Consider the following 18,926-nt stretch of genomic DNA (forward strand, 5'->3'; position numbering starts at 1 on the left):
GTCAAAGACGATTCACTATAACTATTAATTAGTAGCACTTAAAACAGTTGAACTTTCAAATATATGTACTAATAAACTATAGAGAATATATATGCTATAAAGTGGATAGGATATATTATTGCTTTAGCTGACTAAAGAATATATAATAAAAGTATCTTTCATGAAAATTTCACATAAAGAAGGGGAGACTATGGTTAGTAAAAAGGTTATTATCAAATCTTTAGTATGTACAGCGTTGACATGTAGTTTTGCTACATGCGCAATAGCAGCAGATAAAGATACTGGGGAAAACGTTCAATCAAGCTGGATGGATCGTACTGATATTGGTATTGGTTTTAAAGGAAGCCAAGAAGATTCCTATCATGATTATGCAATGCCTAATAAGCAAATGACGGATAATAATTTAACGTATGATACACGATTCCATTACCGGAATCATAACTCCAACCATAAAGTGAATACACAGTATTTTATAGAAACATTACAACCCATAAAACAATATGGTAAAGATGGCAAATCCATGGTGTTTGTACAAGGTCGATTAGATGGTAATGGTGGTGAAAAAATTTCCACTAGTGCATATTGGAATGGTCCTGACGCATATGGGAGCCTGGCTGATGTTCAACAGTATTATATTGATAAAGGTGAAGTAGTAAAACATGATACTCTTGGTCTTGTCGGTACTGCTGGTGTTGGTTATCGTCGCCTTAGTATAAATGAACACGCTTACGTCGGAGCCAATGTATTCTATGACTATGCTTTTAAAGATAAATTTTCCCGGGTTAGTGCAGGTTTAGAATATGTAGCTGGTCTAAATACGATTAGTGTCAATGTATACCGTGGACTATCAGAAAAAAAGGTGGGTCCATATCAATTTAATACACCTTTACGTCAAGTGCCGCGGGCAATAGATTTTCATGATAGCTTTAGTACACCACCTGATGGTATTCATACAACACCTCGATATTCTTATGAACATGTATTGGATGGCTTTGATATACGATATACACGTGATTATAAGAATGCTCGTTGGCTATCTAGTTATGTGGAAGGATATCACTGGAAAACAAAGGCACCAGGAGAACAGCCAACAGAGATGTTCTATATTGACCAACATAAGTGGCAATCTATACATGGATTAAAGGTAGGCGCTAAAATGAATGTGACGCCTCATATCTCTGTAGACTTAGGAATTGGTAAAAGCAATATTAGTTCTGTAGAACCTTATGTATCTGTTATGTATACTTTAGGTAAGTCTAGATATGCGTACTTTGGTGGTAAACATAGTGAAAATGTGATGACTTCGGCACGTTCTAAGATGTTTGATAAGGTTAAACGCAGTGATATGAAGGTTGAGTATTATTGGGAACAAGACTTGCGTGACGGTCCTTGGGATCATTTATAATTAGAATCGTATTAATTATGATTGTTTATAGTTCTTAATAAATCTTAATGAATTGGTATCTATCTATTATTTAGAATAGGTGGATACCAATTTTATTTTATAGTTCTATGAAATATTGCGTATAAATGAGCATTTGAAATATAAATGGTAAATCTATATGATTTTTGCTAGATAATTCTTAATTTCATATATTTTGGAAAAATTCATCAAAAATTAGAAAAAAGTACTTGCATTAGCAGGTTACCTCATGTTAATATATACGAGTAGTCAACGAGAGTTGATACGCGGCCCCGTGGTGTAGCGGTTAACATGTCGCCCTGTCACGGCGAAGATCGTCAGTTCAAATCTGATCGGGGTCGCCATTTTTTTTTACAAAAAAACGTGCCTCGGTAGCTCAGTTGGTAGAGCAACGGACTGAAAATCCGTGTGTCGACAGTTCGATTCTGTCCTGAGGCACCATTTGTATTCCATGCGGTTGTGGTGGAATGGCAGACACGCCATCTTGAGGGGGTGGTGAGCGTACGCTCGTGAGGGTTCAAGTCCCTCCAACCGCACCAAAATATAAGGACCTACAGTTTACTGTAGGTCCTTTTTGCTATATCCATCTAGGCAGAATTTCATATTATGTGTACAATCATAGTAATTAATAATATATATTGTTTTGGGAATGAGAGTGTTTTATGAAATTTAACTATGGCGATACATTGCGTATCCGAAATGAGTTATATACGATCCTAGGCAAAATTCGTTACATTGATACTCATAGGAGAATTTGGTATAAGTATAAGCTTGTTAAACACAAGAATAATGCTGAGTTTTGGATCAGTTGGAATGAAAAGCGTGATGTATATCAGTTTACAAAGTTATGTGGCAAAGTAATACCATCTGATATGAACGTAGTTCATCGAAGTTATCAGATGGCAATAGGTACAAGAGGGGATATAGATACAGATATAGATATTGGTGCTTTCTCTCGTTATGAAGAGTATGAAGATGATAAGGGTACTCATATACTTACTATTGAAAAACGGGTTCATACGACAGAGTATTCCAAAGGCGTTTATGTTGATAAAAAATATGTGTTGCTTGAAAGCAATGCAGAGATAACTAAGCCTATTCTAGATAAAATGGATACTGTTAAGAAGGTGAGATTCATAGGGCCAATTATTTGGTTTTTGGCAAATTTTTTTAAGAATAAATAAAAGGTAGCAACAATATATGTTGCTACCTTTTGGTTTGCTCTAGAATTTAGTTGTTAGCTGTTTGCTTCAGCTGGTTGTAATTGTTCAAGTTCTGCTTCTTTAGCATCTAATTCTTTTGCGCCGAAGTGTGCAAGTACACAGAATGTAATGCAAAGAACACATGCTACTAATAAGAGGTAGAAACCTGCATTCCAACCAAATTTGTCTGCCAAAACACCAAATAGAGTTGTACCAAGGTTGGCACCTACGATGTAACTCATGAAGCCACGAAGACCAACGGCAGAGCCTACAGCGAATGGCGGTACAATATCCATAGTTTGTACAGATGCTAAGAATTGAGGAATGTAGATTAGGCAACCTACGACAGCAGCAAAGAATGTAACCCACAAGAGGGATTCACTTTGCCAATAGCCAAAGATACAGAAGAAGATAATACTTACTGCAATGATTGCTGGTGGCATACGATAACCTTTAAAGAATTTATCGGAAATATAACCTGCAAAAATTGTTGAAGGAATGGCTGCCCATTCAAAGAATAAGAATGCGATAGACATTTCTGCTTTAGAGAAGCCTTTCACTTGTAATAAGTAAATAGGCAACCATGTAAGCATACCGAAACGAATCATGTAAACGAATGTATCAACTAGAGACACATACCAAGCATTTTTATTTTTTAATACATATTGTACAAAAATTTGTCTTGTGCTTAGGTGAGGTGCTTCTGCACTTCTATGTGCTTTATGAGATGTATCGGCAATGATTTCACTAGTTGGTGGTAAGCCTTCTCGTTCTGGACTTTCTTTAATCAAGAAGCCAATAATAACAGCTACTACAATCGCAATAATTGCAGGAATACCATAGCTACCTAATTGCCAGTGATCAGTAGTGGTGAAGTATAACGCAGCAGCTACGATTGGTGCTACGATACCGCCACCAAGATTATGGGAGATATTCCAAATTGCTCCAAAGCGACCACGTTCTTGTTTTGGATACCATTTAGCGAGTGTGATGAAGGATGGGCCTACACCAAAGCCTTGGAAGAAACCATTAAGAACTACTAATACTAAGAAGAAAGCGAGGCTATCGGCAAAGCTCATAAAAATATTGATGATTGCACAGCAAATAAGACCGAAAGCCATAAATTTTGCAGGACTTGCTTTGTCAGCAAGACTACTCATGAAGCCTTTACTTAGACCGTAGGCGATAAGCATACCACTAGATAGCAAACCGATTTCCGTTTTGCTCATGTGTAAGATATCTGATAAAAAATGAGTTGATAAGGCAAAGTTGTTACGAACGATATAGTACGCAGCGTAACCAATAAATATACCGGCTAGAGATTGAAATCTATATTTGTAATATAGATTCATAATCATATTCTGTGGAACCGATGGTTTTGCCTCTTTTGGTTGTAGAAATGAAAACATAGTAATTACCTTTCTTTCATAATAACCAAATTCTAGTGCACTGCTAATACTACCATTTTTAGACGATTTATGTAAATGATTAATGGTACTAAATTAAGCGTTAGAATTATAAAATTAATTGATATATGATTATTTTACAAAAAAATGTTATTTATATGTATATAGCAGGATTAGGATATAGTAACATGTGGTAGAAATACTACATTCTATAGGTGCTGAAATTTGTTGTAATGATGATTTAGAATTTGGTATAATTATACGGATGTTAAATAGCTCTTAGTTATTGTTATTTTAAGGAGATTGTATATGAAAGGTTTTACTAAACGTGCTATCCTCGCTGCTTGTGTTGGTGCAGCCATGCTTATTACTGTAGGTTGTGGTTCTAATCAAAGTTCTCAATCTACTCAATTGACTTATAATGGTTCCTCCACGTTGGCACCAGTTATTTCTAAAATCGCTACAGATTTCACAGAGAAAAATAAAACTTGGAATCATGCAGATAGCTCCTTGCCAGATAAAGATATTACTATTTATGTATCTTCTGGTGGTTCTGGCACTGGCATTAAAGCCGTTATCGATGGTACTGCGGACTTCGGTTTAGTTGCACGGGAAGTAAAAGACAGCGAAAAAGCAAAAATTAAAGATTACAACGAAATCAAAGTAGGTATTGATGCGTTGACAATTGCCGTAAATCCTGAAAACCCTTTATACGCAGTAAAAGATAATCTCAGTAAAGAAGAAATTATTAAAATCTTCTCTGGCGAGTATAAGACTTGGAATCAAGTAGATCCATCCTTGCCTAACCAAGAAATTATCGTAGTAACACGTGACCTTGGTGGCGGTGCTCATGAAGTATTCCAACAAAAAATCATGGGTTCTGTAGAGGTAACTAAAGACGCTATTCAAGCTCCATCCATGGGTGCTCTTGTAACTAAAGTTAAAGAAAACCCATATGCTATTGGTTATGCATCTTATGGCATGTTGATTCAAAACAAAGGCCAAATCGTTGCTTTCAAAGTTAATGGTGTAGCACCAACAGATGAAACGATTACTGATGGTTCTTACATAATTCAACGTCCACTTCTCATCGTAGGTAAAGGTAATATGGGTGGCGTAGCAGACGCTTTCACAAAATACTTGAAGTCTGAAGAAGGCCGTAAAGTTATTCATAAAATGGGCTTTGTTCCTGTAAACTAATCAGATAGAATAAAAGCAAGGCTGCGGCCTTGCTTTTTTCTTATGAAAGGAGAGTCTATGCATTTATCAGATCGTTTTACATCTGGCATAGTACCGATTATGGCGGTGTCTGTTCTCGCCTTATATATAGGGCTCGTGCTCTATATGGCGATAGAGGCGTGGCCTGCTTTAATACATATGTCTTGGATGGATATTATAACCGGTACAGTCTGGAAGCCTATGGCGCAAAGCCCTGTATTAGGTCTTTCCTATATTATTTCGGCTAGCATTTATGTGTCGCTGTTATCTTTGCTATGGGCGTTGCCCTTAGGGATTGGTACTTCTATAGGCCTGAGTCTAGGCGTATCGCCACGTATTCGCCAATTCTGTTTATCTACTATCGATATGATTGCCGGTATACCATCTGTTATTGTTGGTTTTATCGGTCTTGCCGTAGTGGTTCCAGCCGTTCAATCCATGTTTTCTTTGTCTACTGGTGAGTCTATTTTATCGGCTAGTCTCGTATTAGCCTTTATGATTTTGCCTTATATTGTGACTCACTGTACAGAATCTATCGAAACCTATCGTCTGCGCTATGAAGAAACGGCTTTGGGCCTTGGCATATCGCCGTGGCATACTATGAAAGCGATAGTATTACCTAGTGCTAAAGGTTCAATCATTCTTAGTTCTGTTTTAGCCTTCTCCCGTGCTATGGGCGAGACCATGGCCGTTATGATGGTTGTCGGTAATGCGCCTATCTTGCCTAGCTTATTAGGTAAGGCTGAGCCGATTCCATCTCTTATTGCCCTTGAAATGGGTAGTGTAGAGTACAACAGTTTGCATTATAGCGGTTTATATGTAGCAGCGTTAGTATTGTTAATGATTTTGATACTGACTAATGTTCTAGTCTATATGTATTCTTGGAAAACTAGAAAGGACGGTCATCATGAAGTTATCTAATCTTGCATTAGCTACTTGGGCTTATGGCAGTCTAGTCCTAGTTATGGCAATACTCATCGCTGCTTGCGCCTATATTGTGTATCATGGTGGACCGTTAATAACTGTTGATTTCCTCTGGCTCTATCCAGCGGGCATGCCTCTCGGTGTAGAAGGAGGCATATTCCCTGCCATAATCGGCAGTATTCTCGAGGGCTTATTAACGGCTTCTATGGCGGCTATTGTAAGTATTCCTTGTGCTCTTTACATGGTATATGGCAATATTTCCAGATGGAAATCAGAATGCTTTTTATTCACTCTACGCTGTATGTCCGGATTGCCATCTGTTTTGATTGGCTTATTCGGCTATAGTGTGCTGATTTTATATTTAGGTATCGATAAAAGCTTATTATCTGCGTCGATTACGTTAACGGTAATGGTTATACCTTTTATTACGTTGCGCCTTGTGAAAGTATTCCACGAGTTTCCTCGTGAAACGTATGAGGCAGCTCTCAATATGGGGCTTTCACCAAGTTATATATGGATGCATATGGTCATACCTAGTGCCATGCGCGACGGATTGAGCGCTATAGCCCTTGGGGCGGCCTATGCGATGGGGGCCACCGCACCGATTATGTACACTGGCGCCGTATTATATACGCGGTCCATACCGAATATAACGGATCCATTTATGGCCTTGCCATACCATTTGTACATTTTAGTCAACGAAGGTTATTCCGTAGATTTAGCCTATGCTACAGCCTTCGTGTTGATGGTTATATTACTTTGCATTAATATCATTTGTCGCTGGATAGGAGGGCGGTCTTGATGAGCACAATATTAGATATTAAAAATATAGAGGTGTCCATTGGTGAGCATCCTATTTTGCAACACATAACCTTGCCTATTACAGAATGTGCAATTACTGCAGTCATTGGCCCGTCTGGTTGTGGTAAAAGTACATTGCTCGCTTCGCTTAACGGTAGTTTGCAGGCACCAAAAAAAGTTACTAATGGACAAATCATTTATGATGGTCTATCTGTAGACTCAATAAATCCGCAAATGTTACGTCGCCAAATCGGTCTCATCGGACAACACCCGACCGTATTTCCTGGTACCATTGAAGACAATATGTTATTTGCTCTAAATTATTATAAAGAGTTATCCTCTACAGACAGAAAGGCTAAAGCGATACAATGTTTAGAGCAGGCTGGATTATATAGCGAAATTAATGGTGATGTAAAGCGTTTGGCAAGTTCTTTATCTGGTGGTCAACAACAGCGCCTGTGTATTGCACGAAGCTTGACCGTAGATCCTCGCGTAATACTCTTTGATGAACCATGCTCTGCTTTAGATATAAAAAATAGCTTGCATATTGAGGCCTTGCTAACAGAGTTAAAAGCAAAACAAACGATTGTCATTGTTACTCACAATTTACAACAAGCTAGACGTATTGCAGACTACACTGTCTTTATGAATGATGGCCGAGTGGTAGAGTGGGGTGCTACAGAGCAAATATTCTCTGATCCACAACAAGAATTAACTCGTGATTATTTGGCTTTTGGTGGATAATCTTAAAAATTTTATATTTTCTAAAAATATTAAAGATAAAATTTCTATAAACTGTTGACAAAGTTATTTTATAATCGTATATTAAAGGTGACATACTGGCGTGTCAAAAAGGGACTTAGAGAGAGTTTAGCCAGACTGACATACGATATAGTTCGAGAGTAACTATATACATAAAAAGGCATGCCGCTGAGAGACGAGAGAAGGGTGGTGTGCCTTTTTTGTGTGTGAAATAGGGGCTAATCAGTTTTTATATAATCTAATAAGCAATGTAAATTATTAATATTATAAATATAAAATTTTGTTAAAATAATAATGATTGCGAGTTTAAAATATGGACTAAGCACCTCCTTATGTAATACAATGTATTACATAAGGAGGTGCTTTTATATGGCAAATATTTCAGTCCGTCTAAATGAACAAGAAGAAGAGTTATTTAAAACCTATGCTGAATTTATGGATGAAACACTTTCTACCCTCTTTAAGAAGGCTTTACTAGAAAAGATTGAAGATGAATTTGACCTTAAGGTAGGTCAAAAAGCATTAGCAGAATACAAGCAAGATCCAGTTACCTATTCTGTGGCGGAAATGCGTGCAAAATATGGATTATAAACTTGAGTTTTCTAAACGGTTTGACAATCAATTTTCTAAATTAGATAAATCAACGCAACGCTATCTTTTTAATTGGCTCATAAAGAATGTAGATAATGTAGAAAACCCTAGGTACTCAGGAAAATCATTGACGGGTAATAAAACAGGGCTGTGGCGTTATCGCATTGGTAATTATAGAGTCATTGCTGATATTAATGACAATAGATGCATTATTTTAGCCTTAGAAGTTGGTCATAGAAAAGATATTTACAAATAGAGGATATATTATGAAATACTTACGTCGTGAACTTAATCAAGTAGAAAAAGAATACTTAAAACAATTTGGTGAAGGCTCTTTAAACCGTGTCATTCTACACGACCCAAATACAAAGGATAAACAAGAAGTACAAGATACCATTGATATCCTAAAAGAAGCTATGGCAAAAAATAAACCTCTAGAACAAGTTCCAGAGGAAATGTGGAAACTTATTGAGTTTTAAAGTATGGCCGGTAATCCGGAACAAACTAGAGTAATTTATTTCCTCCATACAGTACAATAAAAATAAAACAAAAGAAAACAAAACAAAACTAAAGGCACATTGTTAAATGAATGCTTTTCCTAATATAAGGAGAAATTCAATAACAACGTGCCTTTATGTTATAGGTTGTAGAGTTCCGGTTTGCGATCTCTAAAGATATTAATTTTGTTACGGATATCTTCGACTACAGCGAGGTCGATGTCTATGGAAGCAATGCCTTCCTTAGTGTCCATTTCGAGTAGGTTGGTACCCCATGGATCATAGACGGCAGAGTGACCTGTACTTTGAACTCGACCTACTGTGCCACAGCCATTTACGGCACAGACGAAGAGTTGGTTTTCTATAGCTCGTACTTCATTGAGTACTTGCCAGTGACGTAAACGCATCGTAGGCCATTGTGCCGGTACGAATAGTAGTTCAGTACCTGGTAATGCAGCCATTCTCACCAGTTCAGGGAAACGAATGTCGTAACAGATGACCGTGCTACAAGGGATCCCATCGAGTTCAAAATGAGTCGTATGAGTACCGCTAGCAAAGTATTTGTCTTCTTTGGCAGGGCTAAAGCCATGCATCTTGGAATATTCTCCTACAAGTTCACCGCTTCGGTTGTAAACATAGGATGTATTGAATACCAAATCATCTTTCGCTACAGCCACAGAACCGCCTACGATATTCACCTTGTTCTCTTTTGCAAAGGTACAGAGCAATAATTTTGTTCTTTCCCCATTTCTGTCGGCAATGGTAATTAAATCATCTGATGGATGAAAGCCTGTATTCCAAGTTTCAGGTAAAACAATAATATCAGGATTTTCTGTAAGTGATCGAGTGAGTAACTCTTGAACGCGATTGTAGTTGTATTCTACGTCATTTACGTGAACGTCCATTTGAATAATGGTTATGCGCTTTTTCATAGTACATCCTTTATTTGTTGAAATAGTATCGTTTGTGTGAAATGTATTATAATTAAAATATTAAAACATTATTGAGTAGATTACAATAATTGCTATAGGTGTTCCGGATGAAGCTATGTACCCAAGGCCTCGAAAATCGATTGACGAGGTGCTCGTAGTACGTTAATTTTTACTATTCTTCATAGAAATGTTATAATATTCTGTATATAATTGTGTTCTGATAGAGGAGGACCTATGAAACGGATTCCGTTAGTAACACTATTAGTTGTGGCCTTGGCGATGCTTGTGGCAGGTTGTGGATTACTTTCACAAAAAACAGAGCCTACTAGTTCAGTGCCACCAGTAAAAGAAGTCAAGATGGTACATCCATCGGGCATTCCTGTCCTTATGTATCATAAAATCGGCGACGATAAAGATAATGATGCGGTTATTCGGGAGGATTTGTTCCGAGAGCAAATGAAATTCCTCAAGGATAATGGCTATAATCCACTAACGATGGATCAATTATATGATTATGTTGTAAGTGGTGCTGCAGTGCCAGAGAAACCAGTTGTATTAACCTTTGATGACGGATATGCTGATACGTATTCTATCGTATATCCACTTATGAAAGAATATGGTTTTGCAGCTACTGTATTTATCAATCCTGGCGATGTAGGCACTCGGTTAACTTGGGATCAAATTCGTGAAATGCATAAGAATGGTATGACCATTTCTAATCACGGGTTCCAACATATCGAAATGGGTCAATTGTCTGAAGCTAAACAAATAGAGAATATCACAAAGGCTCAAGAGGCCCTTGCAAAAGAAGTCGGTATTAAGGATAATCCTTGGTTCTGCTATCCATATGGAGATAAAAATGCATTCACCGATGCAGCTACTAAAAAAGCGGGCATTAAAATGAGTATGGCTATGAAATCTGGCTGGGCTCATACTGGTGATAATCCATATAATATTTTGCGTGTTTGGGTAGGTAATGCGGTAGATATCAAGCATTTTGAAGAACGCATTAGCACCGAGCATTTCACTGATTTATAAGGAGAAATACATTGTTCAAAAAGAATTGGGTAAAGTTCATCATCATGGTGTTCTTATTTACCGTTGTGACCTCACCATTCGTGGTGCTCTTTGGACCATTTAATAATGTGAAACGCGCCGTTATCGGTGCTATCTTACAATCTCGTCATCCTCATTACATTACGTGGCTGTTCAATGAAGATGAACTGCAATCTATTTTGGGGACTGTTGGGGTTGTTAAAAGCCAAGATTTATTCAAGTTTAATGCTCGTGAAGACAAGTCTTTAAATCTTGAGAAAATCCAGTCTGCTCGTTATGTAGGTTATATTCTTGAAATTCCAGATCCTCGTCGTATCCAAGTAGGCACAGCGGCTAACATTCAAGAAAAAGGCGATACGACAAGTAATATTGCGAAGATGAATAATGCTGTAGCCGCTATTAACGGCGGTGGTTTCCATGATCCTAACGGCACAGGTACAGGTCGATTACCTTATGGTTTTATCTTGCATGATGGTGAGTACATTATCGGTAAGGATGTAGGACCTGATGAAGCCGTTGATTTTGTAGGCTTCTCTAAATCTGGTAACCTTATCGCAGGTAACTATGATAAAACTCAACTTGGGGATATGAAAGCCATGGAAGGTATTACCTTTGGTCCGCCTCTTATCGTGGATGGTAAGAAGATGATTACAGAAGGTGATGGTGGTTGGGGTGTAGGCCCACGTACTGCTATTGGTCAAAAGAAAGATGGTACAGTACTGTTCCTTGTAATTGATGGTCGTCAACCAGGTTATTCTCTTGGCGCTACATTGCGTGACGTACAAGATATTTTATATGAAAAAGGTTGCTACATTGCAGCAAATTTAGATGGTGGTTCTAGTTCTACACTATACCTCAATGGTAAAGTAGTAAACAAACCAGCCGATTTGTTAGGGGAACGCATGATCCCAACGGCGTTTATCGTGAAATAGGAGGACATATGAAACCTTTTACGCGTGTACTGAGCGCCTTTGCGGTAGGTATTCTTCTGCAAGGTGGGGTGTACCTATACCTTGACCAATATATGTTTGCACCAACTACAGATTTTAATGTGGCTGGTGCTTCAAAGGATGATACTAAGAACTTCCCAGATGTAAAGGAAGGTACTAAATATGTATCTTATGACCGTCAATTTATGGCGGTTGTTACTGAAAACTCTTTGAAAATTTACAAGGCTAATGAAAGCAAGCCTACAACGATTGATTTGAAGGGCCGTTCTATTAGTTACTTTAGTTGGATGCCTGACCGTAACTATGCTATCATGGGTCTATATGACTCTAGAGAGGTAGTTATGGCTCGTCTAAATGCAGATGATCCTGAACATGAAGTAGATACAAAACTTGAAGATTTACCTCGTAATAGTAAAATTGTAGATGCTGCTTACTCTGAAGCGACGAATGTTGTTTATATGAAGGTAAAAGTTCAAGAAAACGCATATCGTATTTATCGTACCGATGCAAACTATGATACGCGTCGTGTCTATATGCAAGCTACTGATATTGGACATATTGGTGTATTCTATGATGAAGATCGATTCTTCTACGATAATGTTAAGACCGGCGATATTTTCATGTTTAATGGTATTGAAGGTGGTTGGCGTGTAATTAATCCACCAGGGCGTTTCCGTTTAATCGGTGTAGATATGGATAAAACTATCTACATTGCTCGTGTTGATGAAGATAATAACGCCTTAACTGTTTACACTGGTAAACTCGGTGTAGGCTTTAAACCGGTATATAAATACAATCATCCTACTACATTCAATGAATTGACATTGTCCGACGTAAAAGACATTATCAAGAATGGTAGTGATGAAACTACGAAGGTAACAGAAGATGATACATCTTCTAAATCTTCCAGTAGTGACAGTAAAAAGAAATCTTAAGAAAAAGCCTTTATAATGATTCATTATAAAGGCTTTATTCCTATACTCGTTTGTACTATAAGGATATCTATGAATATATTATTTGTACGACTCAGCTACATAGGCGATATACTACATGCTACACCTGCAGCACGCTGGATTAAAGAACACTATCCAGAGTCAAAGCTCCATTGGATTGTAACACCTAGCATGGTAGAACTTTTAAAGGGAAATCCTTATGTAGATGAAATCATTCCGTGGGAACGGGATGAATACGAAGCACATTCTAAAAAACTACATATTCCAACGATGTGGCGCATGTGGTGGGAACTTAGAGACAAGTTGAAACCCTATAAATTTGATGTGGCTGTCGATGTACAAGGGCGACTCATAACAGGGCTCGTTTTATTAGCATCAGGTGCACCTATTCGCCTTGGCCTTGGTGGTACAAAAGAACTAAATTGGCTGTTTACAAACTACAAAGCAAAGCCGAGTACGGATCATGTTATCAAGCGATATATAGAGGTAGCAGAATTACTGAATACTGCCGTTACAGAGCATAGTGACCTAAATGTATCCAGTGCTGTTTCTGAGGATGATGTAAAACCTTGTATAGCAAATGGGGTAACTGGTAAAAAGCTATACCATATGGACTTTTTTGTGCCATCTGATTTGCATGTTTGGGCAGAAGAACAGTGGAAATCAATTAGTTATGACACATCTTTGGAGCGTAGCGGAGTAGAAAAGCCACTACGCGTAGGTCTTGTGTTAGGCACGTCTTGGGCGACGAAAGAGTGGCCTCAAGAGAAATGGTATTCTCTTATTAAATCCCTTCAGTATAGAGCTAATTTTGTTTGTTTAGGTGGTCCAAAGGAGGCTACTCAATACAAACCATTGATGGATTCCTTAACAGCTGATGGCCTTGATAAAATTATGCTAAATATGCTGGGGAAAACTACACTTCAAGAGGTAGGGGCTTTAATTGAAAATAGCGATGTAGTAGTGACTGCTGATACAGGATCATTACATATTGCATTGGCTTTAAATAAACCAGTAGTGGCATTATTTGGCCCTACGGATTCTAAGTTATGGGGGCCACTAACGGGAAACTTTAAGGTTCTTGTTAATGATGAGTTAGATTGCTTAGGTTGTCGTAAACGACGTTGTCCTAAGCCTGATCAATATTGTATGTCTGGTATTGACTCAGTACGAGTGAAAAAGGCGATTTTCGAATTGATAGGAGATAAATATGGCAAAGTTTAAAATTCAAAAAGGTTTATCTGATGCGGATATGATGAAAAACTTTAAAGATACTGAAAATTTTGAAGATACTATGCTAGATATGGAACGTTCTGCAAAGAAACCTGTAGTACATCAAAGTCCCAAACAGAAGGAAGATGCATTTTATCGTGAATTCCTTACAGATAAGGTAGAAACATTAATTGGTAAAATGTTGCTCGACATTAAGATGGAATACTTTAAAGAAGGTGAAGGTGCTTTCTCTATTCAAGTAAAACGAGATGGTAAGAATATCGTTCTTGAAACGGCGCCTAAAAAGGTAAAACCTGAAAAATAATATGATAAAGAACATTTAGTCAAAGAACCTACCTATAAAAGGTAGGTTCTTTTGTATATTTATAAAACATAAGAATTCGGGGATCTTATCAATAAAATTGATGAGGTTATAAGTGTACCGATGATTATCGAATTACTAGATTTATAAATACCGATATACTTTGAAGGCTGATAAATAATAACTAAAAATTATTACGATATAAATTTCTATTTCTCATTAAAAAGAGCAATTAATAAGAAGAGCGTTTGATTAAAAATACACGTTAAACTCTAGCTTTTTAGCACTTTATTGTGAGTTTCATCACGAAAAAATCATAAAAGAATACATGAAATTATGAGAAAATTGCATAATGTGGTTGTTGACAAAGAATTCTATAAGTAGTCTAATATAAGTATGTCTTAACGATTTGTAGAGTATTTGCTTGTGTGAGCAAGTGCTATAAAAATCGTAAAAAAATAGGTATGAGATAGTTGTGTGGTGGATGTATAAAATTACATACACAAAACTATTTCGATTTGGAGGATTAACATGGCTAAAAAATTAAGAATCTGCGAAACCGTTCTTCGTGACGGTCATCAATCTATTTTGGCAACACGCATGCGTTATGAACAAATGGAACCAGTGCTTGGCCTTTTAGATGAAATTGGTTATGAAGCTCTTGAATGTTGGGGCGGCGCTACTTATGATAGCTGTCTTCGTTTCTTGAATGAAGATCCATGGGAACGCCTTCGCAAATTAAAAGCTAATGTAAAAAATACACCACTACAAATGTTACTTCGTGGTCAAAACTTGTTGGGCTACAAACATTACTCTGATGATGTAGTAGAAGCATTCTGTAAAGCTGCTGTAAAAAATGGTATCGACCGTATCCGTATTTTTGACGCATTGAACGACCCTCGTAACATGGAAGCTGCTATTAAGTACTCCAAAAAAGCAGGCGCACACGTTCAATCCGCTATGGTATACACTATTTCTCCAGTTCATACAACTGAAAGCTTCTTGAAAGTAGCTGAAACTTTGGTTGAAATGGGTACTGATTCCCTTTGCATTAAAGATATGTCCGGTTTGTTAGGACCTGCTGATGCATTCGATTTAGTTTCCACATTCAAAAAACGTTTTGGCGATTTGCCAATCGACTTGCACAGCCATTTCACTTGCGGTCTTGCAAGCACTACATACTGGGAAGCTGCTAAAGCTGGCGTAGATATCATCGATACTGCTATCTCTCCATTCGCTCATGCAACTAGCCAACCAGCTACTGAAACTATGATCGAAATGTTCAAAGGTACTGAATGGGATCTTGGTCTTGACCTTGATAAATACATTCCATTAGTTGACCACTTCCGTAAAGTAAAACAACAAATCGCTGAAGAATTCAACTTGAAACCAGCTAGCGATGTAATCCCAGCTGTTCGTCGTTACCAAATTCCTGGCGGTATGTTGTCCAATACTCAAAACCAATTGAACGAAATGGGTATGGGCGATCGCTTCTTCGACGTTATGGATGAAATGCCACGCGTTCGTGAAGACTTGGGTTATCCTCCATTGGTAACTCCAACATCCCAAATCGTTGGTACAATGGCTATGATGAACGTTATGATGGGCGACCGTTACAAAATGGTTCCTAACGAAGTTAAAGACCTTGTACGCGGTAAATATGGTGCGTTGCCTGGTAAAATTTCTGACGAAATTCGTCACACTATCATCGGCGATGAAGAACCTATTACTTGCCGTCCAGCAGATCTTATCGAACCTGAATTGGCAGGTTACACTGAAGACTTGAACTCCAAAGGTTACACTGGCATCACTGAAGAAGACGTATTAACATACGCTATGTTCCCAGAAGTTGCTATTAACTTCTTTGAAGCTAACCGTCGTTAATCTAAAAAGTAAAAGAGGATTCCTTAGGAATCCTCTTTTTTTATGCCAAAATAAGGCAATTAGATTATGTATGTGAATAGTGCATTTATTATGATGATCATATTATGATGTAAAAAATTATTTTTATAGACTTAGTATTTATATTTAGAGTTTTTATAAAAAATATAGAGGCTATTGTATTGATAGATATTTGTCACTAGCTTTGATGTACTAAAAATTACTTGTAGTATATATCTATAGATTACCCGGATGCGTGTAAGTTATATTAAAAACTGAAAAATAGTAGGTAATAAAAGGCATATAGACCTTATGTAATATCTAGTAATTATAAACTGACAATGAAGAAAATATGAAGGTTAAATCATTTTTTTACTCTTTTTACTTGCTTTAAGTATTAAAAATAGCGTAAACTATAAGAAGTATCTACTATTTATGATATTGAGGTAACCCTGTGAATTTACAAATACGGATTTGGATATCCAATGTTGTGCTCTTTGTAGTGCCTATTTTGATAGCAATTATCTTATTTTTGCTATACTTTACAGGTCTGCGCATATTGGCTAATGCCGGTTACTATTTGCGTATTGAGCAGGAACAACAGTTTAAAAGTGTCAGTCGAATCACTGAAACAATTACCTTTTATGGTTTAGAAAACAACTTAATAGATACCTTAGTAAAGCCTAGCTATAGTCTACTCGATCCGAAGGAAGTATATGTAGAGGTACTAGATCAAGGTAATATGGTGTACAGCTATGGTAATCCTCAAATCTATAGCGCTTCTGCTATTGTTGGTCTTATTGATGTAAACCCTGAATTACAAGGTATTGTATATCAGTCCAATAATACGTTCGTATATGAAATGCGGAAATACGATGGGCGTCATGCTTACGTATATCATATTGCTATAAAGCGCGCTACTCATGGTAGTGATAGCTTAATGGAATCAGTTTCCTTCTATATTATTGTAGTGGCTATATTACTCTTTATTGTTACATTCTTTGCTATTAACCGATTTGTTACACGCTTTATCATGATTCATGTTAAGAATATGACAAAATCCTTAGAAATGGCTAATCGTCAGATTGAAATGGAGCAGGAGCAACAAAAAGAGTTACTAGCAGGGATATCCCATGATATTCGAACGCCGTTAACAGCTATTAAAGCGTATGCAGAAGGTGTTCGTGATGGTATTGCACCAACAGAAGAACAACAAAAACGCTACATGGGAATTATTTTAAAACGAGCTAATGATTTAGATTCGATGTTAGAGGAGTTATTCCTCATTACAACTTTGAATTATAAAAAAGAGTCGCGTCCATCTGAACGAATTGAACTTGGTCAATATGTACGTGATTTTGTAGAAGATCATTTGGCTCCTTATCAAACAAGAGGTCTAGAAATTAAATTCCGTATAGCAGCGGAAAATGCTTTCATTAATGCAAACCCACAATTGTTACAGCGGGTTTTACAAAATGTGTTGAACAATAGTGCTAAGTATAAAATGGCCGATGTTGGTCATTGTGTTATTGATGTAACTAGTGATGATGATTTTGTATACTGTGTTATCAGTGATGATGGCCCAGGGGTACCACCAGAATCTCTAGAACGTCTAATGCGTCCATTCTACCGTGTAGATTCATCTCGTACGAATCCACAAGAAGGTAGTGGTCTTGGATTGTCGATTATTCGTCGAATTATGGAAATCTTTGAAGGCCGAGTTGTGATTGAAAATGTAAGACCACATGGTCTACGTATTATATTAGAATTTCCTAAACAAGGAGAAGAATCATGAGTGAACATATCTTAATTATTGAAGACGATTTGGATATCGCCAATATTGAGCGTGATTATTTGATGGTGGCAGGTTATGATGTAACTATTATGACTAATGGTACTGAGGGTATTGAGGCTGCCTTAAATACTCCTGTAGACCTTATCATCCTTGATGTTATGTTGCCAGAAATGGATGGTTTTGAAGTTTGCCGCCAAATTCGTGACAAGGTTCGTGTACCAATTGTTATGGTAACAGCTCGTCTCGATGATATCGATAAAATCCGTGGTCTCGGCGTAGGTGCTGATGACTATATTGAAAAACCATTCTCTCCATCTGTATTGATTGCAAAAATTAAAGCTATGTTGGCACAATATAAACGCTTAACAGAGCGCGATGCAATGGAAACTAATGCGATTCAATCTGGAGAAATCCGTCTTGATCCTAAGATGATGAAAGTTTGGGTAAACGAAAAAGAAGTTCACCTTAAAAAGAAAGAATTCCAGTTATTAGAATTCTTGATGCGCAACCGTGATATCGTATTTAGTAAAGAAGAATTATATTCTCGCGTATGGGGTCTTGACTCTTACGGTGATTATGCAACTGTAGCGGTTCATATCAACCGTTTACGTGAAGAAATTGAAGATAATCCATCCGATAGTAAGCACATCATTACTGTATGGGGTGTTGGTTATAAATTTGTTTAATGACTGAAAAAAGGTTTCATTTTTAATTCACGTATTTGTTGGCTGTTGATAAAATATGTGTTTGTAGAGAGTTATTATATAGATATAATCAAAGGTTTAAAAAATGTTTATATACTTCCTTTGATAGTTTAGATATTCCGTGTATACTTATCTAGGTAAGGCTGACAATTGATTCTAGATAAAAAATAACTAAACTTCTCTCTCTTAATAAGTTCTCTCTCAAACTTATCTAGATCACATATACTCTCTCTCAACAGTCCTTACACTCTCAAACTATATGCATAAAGGGCATTCCTAGCGACGGCTAGTGAATGC

19 protein-coding genes and 3 tRNA genes are annotated in these 18,926 nt (G+C 37.2%); 20 read left to right on the plus strand and 2 right to left on the minus strand.

Annotated features, from left to right (window positions below; all coding sequences use genetic code 11):
• Nucleotides 1-190: 190 nt before the first annotated feature.
• The 5 genes from VCHSUH03_RS02430 (at nucleotide 191) to VCHSUH03_RS02450 (ending at nucleotide 2,607) form a co-directional block, all read left to right on the plus strand.
• Entirely contained in the window at nucleotides 191-1,405 is a 1,215-nt protein-coding gene (locus VCHSUH03_RS02430) for an inverse autotransporter beta domain-containing protein (RefSeq protein ID WP_241567126.1), read from the plus strand.
• A gap of 286 nt (nucleotides 1,406-1,691) precedes the next feature.
• A tRNA-Asp gene (locus VCHSUH03_RS02435) sits at nucleotides 1,692-1,767 on the plus strand.
• Nucleotides 1,768-1,788: 21 nt separating this feature from the next.
• A tRNA-Phe gene (locus tag VCHSUH03_RS02440) sits at nucleotides 1,789-1,864 on the plus strand.
• A gap of 12 nt (nucleotides 1,865-1,876) precedes the next feature.
• A tRNA-Leu gene (locus tag VCHSUH03_RS02445) sits at nucleotides 1,877-1,962 on the plus strand.
• A gap of 123 nt (nucleotides 1,963-2,085) precedes the next feature.
• Entirely contained in the window at nucleotides 2,086-2,607 is a 522-nt protein-coding gene (locus tag VCHSUH03_RS02450; protein WP_105093948.1) for a DUF4178 domain-containing protein, read from the plus strand.
• 53 nt (nucleotides 2,608-2,660) lie between these two features.
• On the opposite strand, the gene pgtP is transcribed toward VCHSUH03_RS02450, so the two are convergent.
• Nucleotides 2,661-4,034: a phosphoglycerate transporter PgtP gene (pgtP, locus tag VCHSUH03_RS02455; protein ID WP_105085289.1), complete on the minus strand. Its 1,374-nt coding sequence runs from the start codon at nucleotides 4,032-4,034 to the stop codon at nucleotides 2,661-2,663.
• Nucleotides 4,035-4,340: 306 nt separating this feature from the next.
• Here pgtP and VCHSUH03_RS02460 point away from each other — a divergent pair, with 306 nt between their 5' ends.
• The 7 genes from VCHSUH03_RS02460 (at nucleotide 4,341) to VCHSUH03_RS02490 (ending at nucleotide 8,806) form a co-directional block, all read left to right on the plus strand.
• Entirely contained in the window at nucleotides 4,341-5,231 is an 891-nt protein-coding gene (locus VCHSUH03_RS02460) for a phosphate ABC transporter substrate-binding protein (RefSeq protein WP_105085290.1), read from the plus strand.
• A 57-nt stretch (nucleotides 5,232-5,288) separates the two neighbouring features.
• Nucleotides 5,289-6,170 carry a phosphate ABC transporter permease subunit PstC gene (gene pstC / locus VCHSUH03_RS02465; protein ID WP_157939973.1) on the plus strand — a complete coding sequence of 294 codons (882 nt, stop codon included), beginning with the start codon at nucleotides 5,289-5,291 and terminating at the stop codon, nucleotides 6,168-6,170.
• Entirely contained in the window at nucleotides 6,157-6,975 is an 819-nt protein-coding gene (locus VCHSUH03_RS02470; RefSeq protein ID WP_105085292.1) for a PstA family ABC transporter permease, read from the plus strand. The genes pstC and VCHSUH03_RS02470 overlap by 14 nt, the downstream gene beginning before the upstream one ends.
• Nucleotides 6,975-7,718: a phosphate ABC transporter ATP-binding protein gene (locus VCHSUH03_RS02475; RefSeq protein WP_105093949.1), complete on the plus strand. Its 744-nt coding sequence runs from the start codon at nucleotides 6,975-6,977 to the stop codon at nucleotides 7,716-7,718. Before VCHSUH03_RS02470 ends, VCHSUH03_RS02475 begins: the two co-directional genes overlap by 1 nt.
• Before the next feature lie 387 nt (nucleotides 7,719-8,105).
• Complete coding sequence (gene relB, locus VCHSUH03_RS02480; protein WP_005387906.1) at nucleotides 8,106-8,327, plus strand: type II toxin-antitoxin system RelB family antitoxin; 222 nt, start codon at nucleotides 8,106-8,108, stop codon at nucleotides 8,325-8,327.
• Nucleotides 8,317-8,583 carry a type II toxin-antitoxin system RelE family toxin gene (locus VCHSUH03_RS02485; protein ID WP_105094000.1) on the plus strand — a complete coding sequence of 89 codons (267 nt, stop codon included), beginning with the start codon at nucleotides 8,317-8,319 and terminating at the stop codon, nucleotides 8,581-8,583. Before relB ends, VCHSUH03_RS02485 begins: the two co-directional genes overlap by 11 nt.
• Nucleotides 8,584-8,593: 10 nt before the next feature.
• Nucleotides 8,594-8,806, plus strand: coding sequence for a hypothetical protein (locus VCHSUH03_RS02490; RefSeq protein ID WP_105093950.1), 213 nt, complete (start codon nucleotides 8,594-8,596; stop codon nucleotides 8,804-8,806).
• A 158-nt stretch (nucleotides 8,807-8,964) separates the two neighbouring features.
• Here the strand turns inward: VCHSUH03_RS02490 and VCHSUH03_RS02495 are convergent, their stop codons facing one another.
• A complete protein-coding gene (locus tag VCHSUH03_RS02495) occupies nucleotides 8,965-9,756 on the minus strand; it encodes a carbon-nitrogen family hydrolase (RefSeq protein WP_105093951.1) in 792 nt (263 codons plus the stop codon).
• Nucleotides 9,757-9,990: 234 nt separating this feature from the next.
• Here VCHSUH03_RS02495 and VCHSUH03_RS02505 point away from each other — a divergent pair, with 234 nt between their 5' ends.
• The 8 genes from VCHSUH03_RS02505 (at nucleotide 9,991) to VCHSUH03_RS02540 (ending at nucleotide 18,611) form a co-directional block, all read left to right on the plus strand.
• Nucleotides 9,991-10,794 carry a polysaccharide deacetylase family protein gene (locus VCHSUH03_RS02505; RefSeq protein WP_105093952.1) on the plus strand — a complete coding sequence of 268 codons (804 nt, stop codon included), beginning with the start codon at nucleotides 9,991-9,993 and terminating at the stop codon, nucleotides 10,792-10,794.
• A gap of 11 nt (nucleotides 10,795-10,805) precedes the next feature.
• Nucleotides 10,806-11,744 (plus strand): phosphodiester glycosidase family protein, encoded by a 939-nt coding sequence (locus VCHSUH03_RS02510; protein ID WP_105085298.1) that lies wholly within the window; start codon nucleotides 10,806-10,808, stop codon nucleotides 11,742-11,744.
• An 8-nt stretch (nucleotides 11,745-11,752) separates the two neighbouring features.
• Nucleotides 11,753-12,697, plus strand: a complete 945-nt coding sequence (locus VCHSUH03_RS02515) for a hypothetical protein (RefSeq protein WP_105085299.1) — start codon at nucleotides 11,753-11,755, stop codon at nucleotides 12,695-12,697.
• Nucleotides 12,698-12,766: 69 nt separating this feature from the next.
• The gene (locus VCHSUH03_RS02520) at nucleotides 12,767-13,939 is read left to right on the plus strand and encodes a glycosyltransferase family 9 protein (RefSeq protein WP_105085300.1); all 1,173 of its coding nucleotides are present in this window, start codon (nucleotides 12,767-12,769) and stop codon (nucleotides 13,937-13,939) included.
• On the plus strand, nucleotides 13,926-14,252 hold the full coding sequence (locus VCHSUH03_RS02525) for a hypothetical protein (RefSeq protein WP_105085301.1): 327 nt from the start codon (nucleotides 13,926-13,928) through the stop codon (nucleotides 14,250-14,252). Before VCHSUH03_RS02520 ends, VCHSUH03_RS02525 begins: the two co-directional genes overlap by 14 nt.
• Nucleotides 14,253-14,780: 528 nt before the next feature.
• On the plus strand, nucleotides 14,781-16,133 hold the full coding sequence (locus tag VCHSUH03_RS02530) for a pyruvate carboxylase subunit B (RefSeq protein ID WP_105083499.1): 1,353 nt from the start codon (nucleotides 14,781-14,783) through the stop codon (nucleotides 16,131-16,133).
• 451 nt (nucleotides 16,134-16,584) lie between these two features.
• Complete coding sequence (locus tag VCHSUH03_RS02535) at nucleotides 16,585-17,925, plus strand: sensor histidine kinase (protein ID WP_105085303.1); 1,341 nt, start codon at nucleotides 16,585-16,587, stop codon at nucleotides 17,923-17,925.
• Nucleotides 17,922-18,611 (plus strand): response regulator transcription factor, encoded by a 690-nt coding sequence (locus VCHSUH03_RS02540; RefSeq protein WP_005387927.1) that lies wholly within the window; start codon nucleotides 17,922-17,924, stop codon nucleotides 18,609-18,611. Before VCHSUH03_RS02535 ends, VCHSUH03_RS02540 begins: the two co-directional genes overlap by 4 nt.
• Nucleotides 18,612-18,926 lie beyond the last annotated feature (315 nt).

Source organism: Veillonella infantium, from assembly GCF_002959895.1.
Taxonomy (GTDB): domain Bacteria; phylum Bacillota; class Negativicutes; order Veillonellales; family Veillonellaceae; genus Veillonella; species Veillonella infantium.

Excerpts from the sequence above, each read along its gene's own strand:
- VCHSUH03_RS02430 (WP_241567126.1), top strand. The coding sequence starts at position 191 with ATGGTTAGTAAAAAGGTTATTATCAAATCTTTAGTATGTACAGCGTTG.
- VCHSUH03_RS02450 (WP_105093948.1), top strand. The coding sequence starts at position 2,086 with ATGAAATTTAACTATGGCGATACATTGCGTATCCGAAATGAGTTATAT.
- pgtP (WP_105085289.1), bottom strand. The coding sequence starts at position 4,034 with ATGTTTTCATTTCTACAACCAAAAGAGGCAAAACCATCGGTTCCACAG.
- VCHSUH03_RS02460 (WP_105085290.1), top strand. The coding sequence starts at position 4,341 with ATGAAAGGTTTTACTAAACGTGCTATCCTCGCTGCTTGTGTTGGTGCA.
- pstC (WP_157939973.1), top strand. The coding sequence starts at position 5,289 with ATGCATTTATCAGATCGTTTTACATCTGGCATAGTACCGATTATGGCG.
- VCHSUH03_RS02470 (WP_105085292.1), top strand. The coding sequence starts at position 6,157 with ATGAAGTTATCTAATCTTGCATTAGCTACTTGGGCTTATGGCAGTCTA.
- VCHSUH03_RS02475 (WP_105093949.1), top strand. The coding sequence starts at position 6,975 with ATGAGCACAATATTAGATATTAAAAATATAGAGGTGTCCATTGGTGAG.
- relB (WP_005387906.1), top strand. The coding sequence starts at position 8,106 with ATGGCAAATATTTCAGTCCGTCTAAATGAACAAGAAGAAGAGTTATTT.
- VCHSUH03_RS02485 (WP_105094000.1), top strand. The coding sequence starts at position 8,317 with ATGGATTATAAACTTGAGTTTTCTAAACGGTTTGACAATCAATTTTCT.
- VCHSUH03_RS02490 (WP_105093950.1), top strand. The coding sequence starts at position 8,594 with ATGAAATACTTACGTCGTGAACTTAATCAAGTAGAAAAAGAATACTTA.
- VCHSUH03_RS02495 (WP_105093951.1), bottom strand. The coding sequence starts at position 9,756 with ATGAAAAAGCGCATAACCATTATTCAAATGGACGTTCACGTAAATGAC.
- VCHSUH03_RS02505 (WP_105093952.1), top strand. The coding sequence starts at position 9,991 with ATGAAACGGATTCCGTTAGTAACACTATTAGTTGTGGCCTTGGCGATG.
- VCHSUH03_RS02515 (WP_105085299.1), top strand. The coding sequence starts at position 11,753 with ATGAAACCTTTTACGCGTGTACTGAGCGCCTTTGCGGTAGGTATTCTT.
- VCHSUH03_RS02520 (WP_105085300.1), top strand. The coding sequence starts at position 12,767 with ATGAATATATTATTTGTACGACTCAGCTACATAGGCGATATACTACAT.
- VCHSUH03_RS02525 (WP_105085301.1), top strand. The coding sequence starts at position 13,926 with ATGGCAAAGTTTAAAATTCAAAAAGGTTTATCTGATGCGGATATGATG.
- VCHSUH03_RS02530 (WP_105083499.1), top strand. The coding sequence starts at position 14,781 with ATGGCTAAAAAATTAAGAATCTGCGAAACCGTTCTTCGTGACGGTCAT.
- VCHSUH03_RS02540 (WP_005387927.1), top strand. The coding sequence starts at position 17,922 with ATGAGTGAACATATCTTAATTATTGAAGACGATTTGGATATCGCCAAT.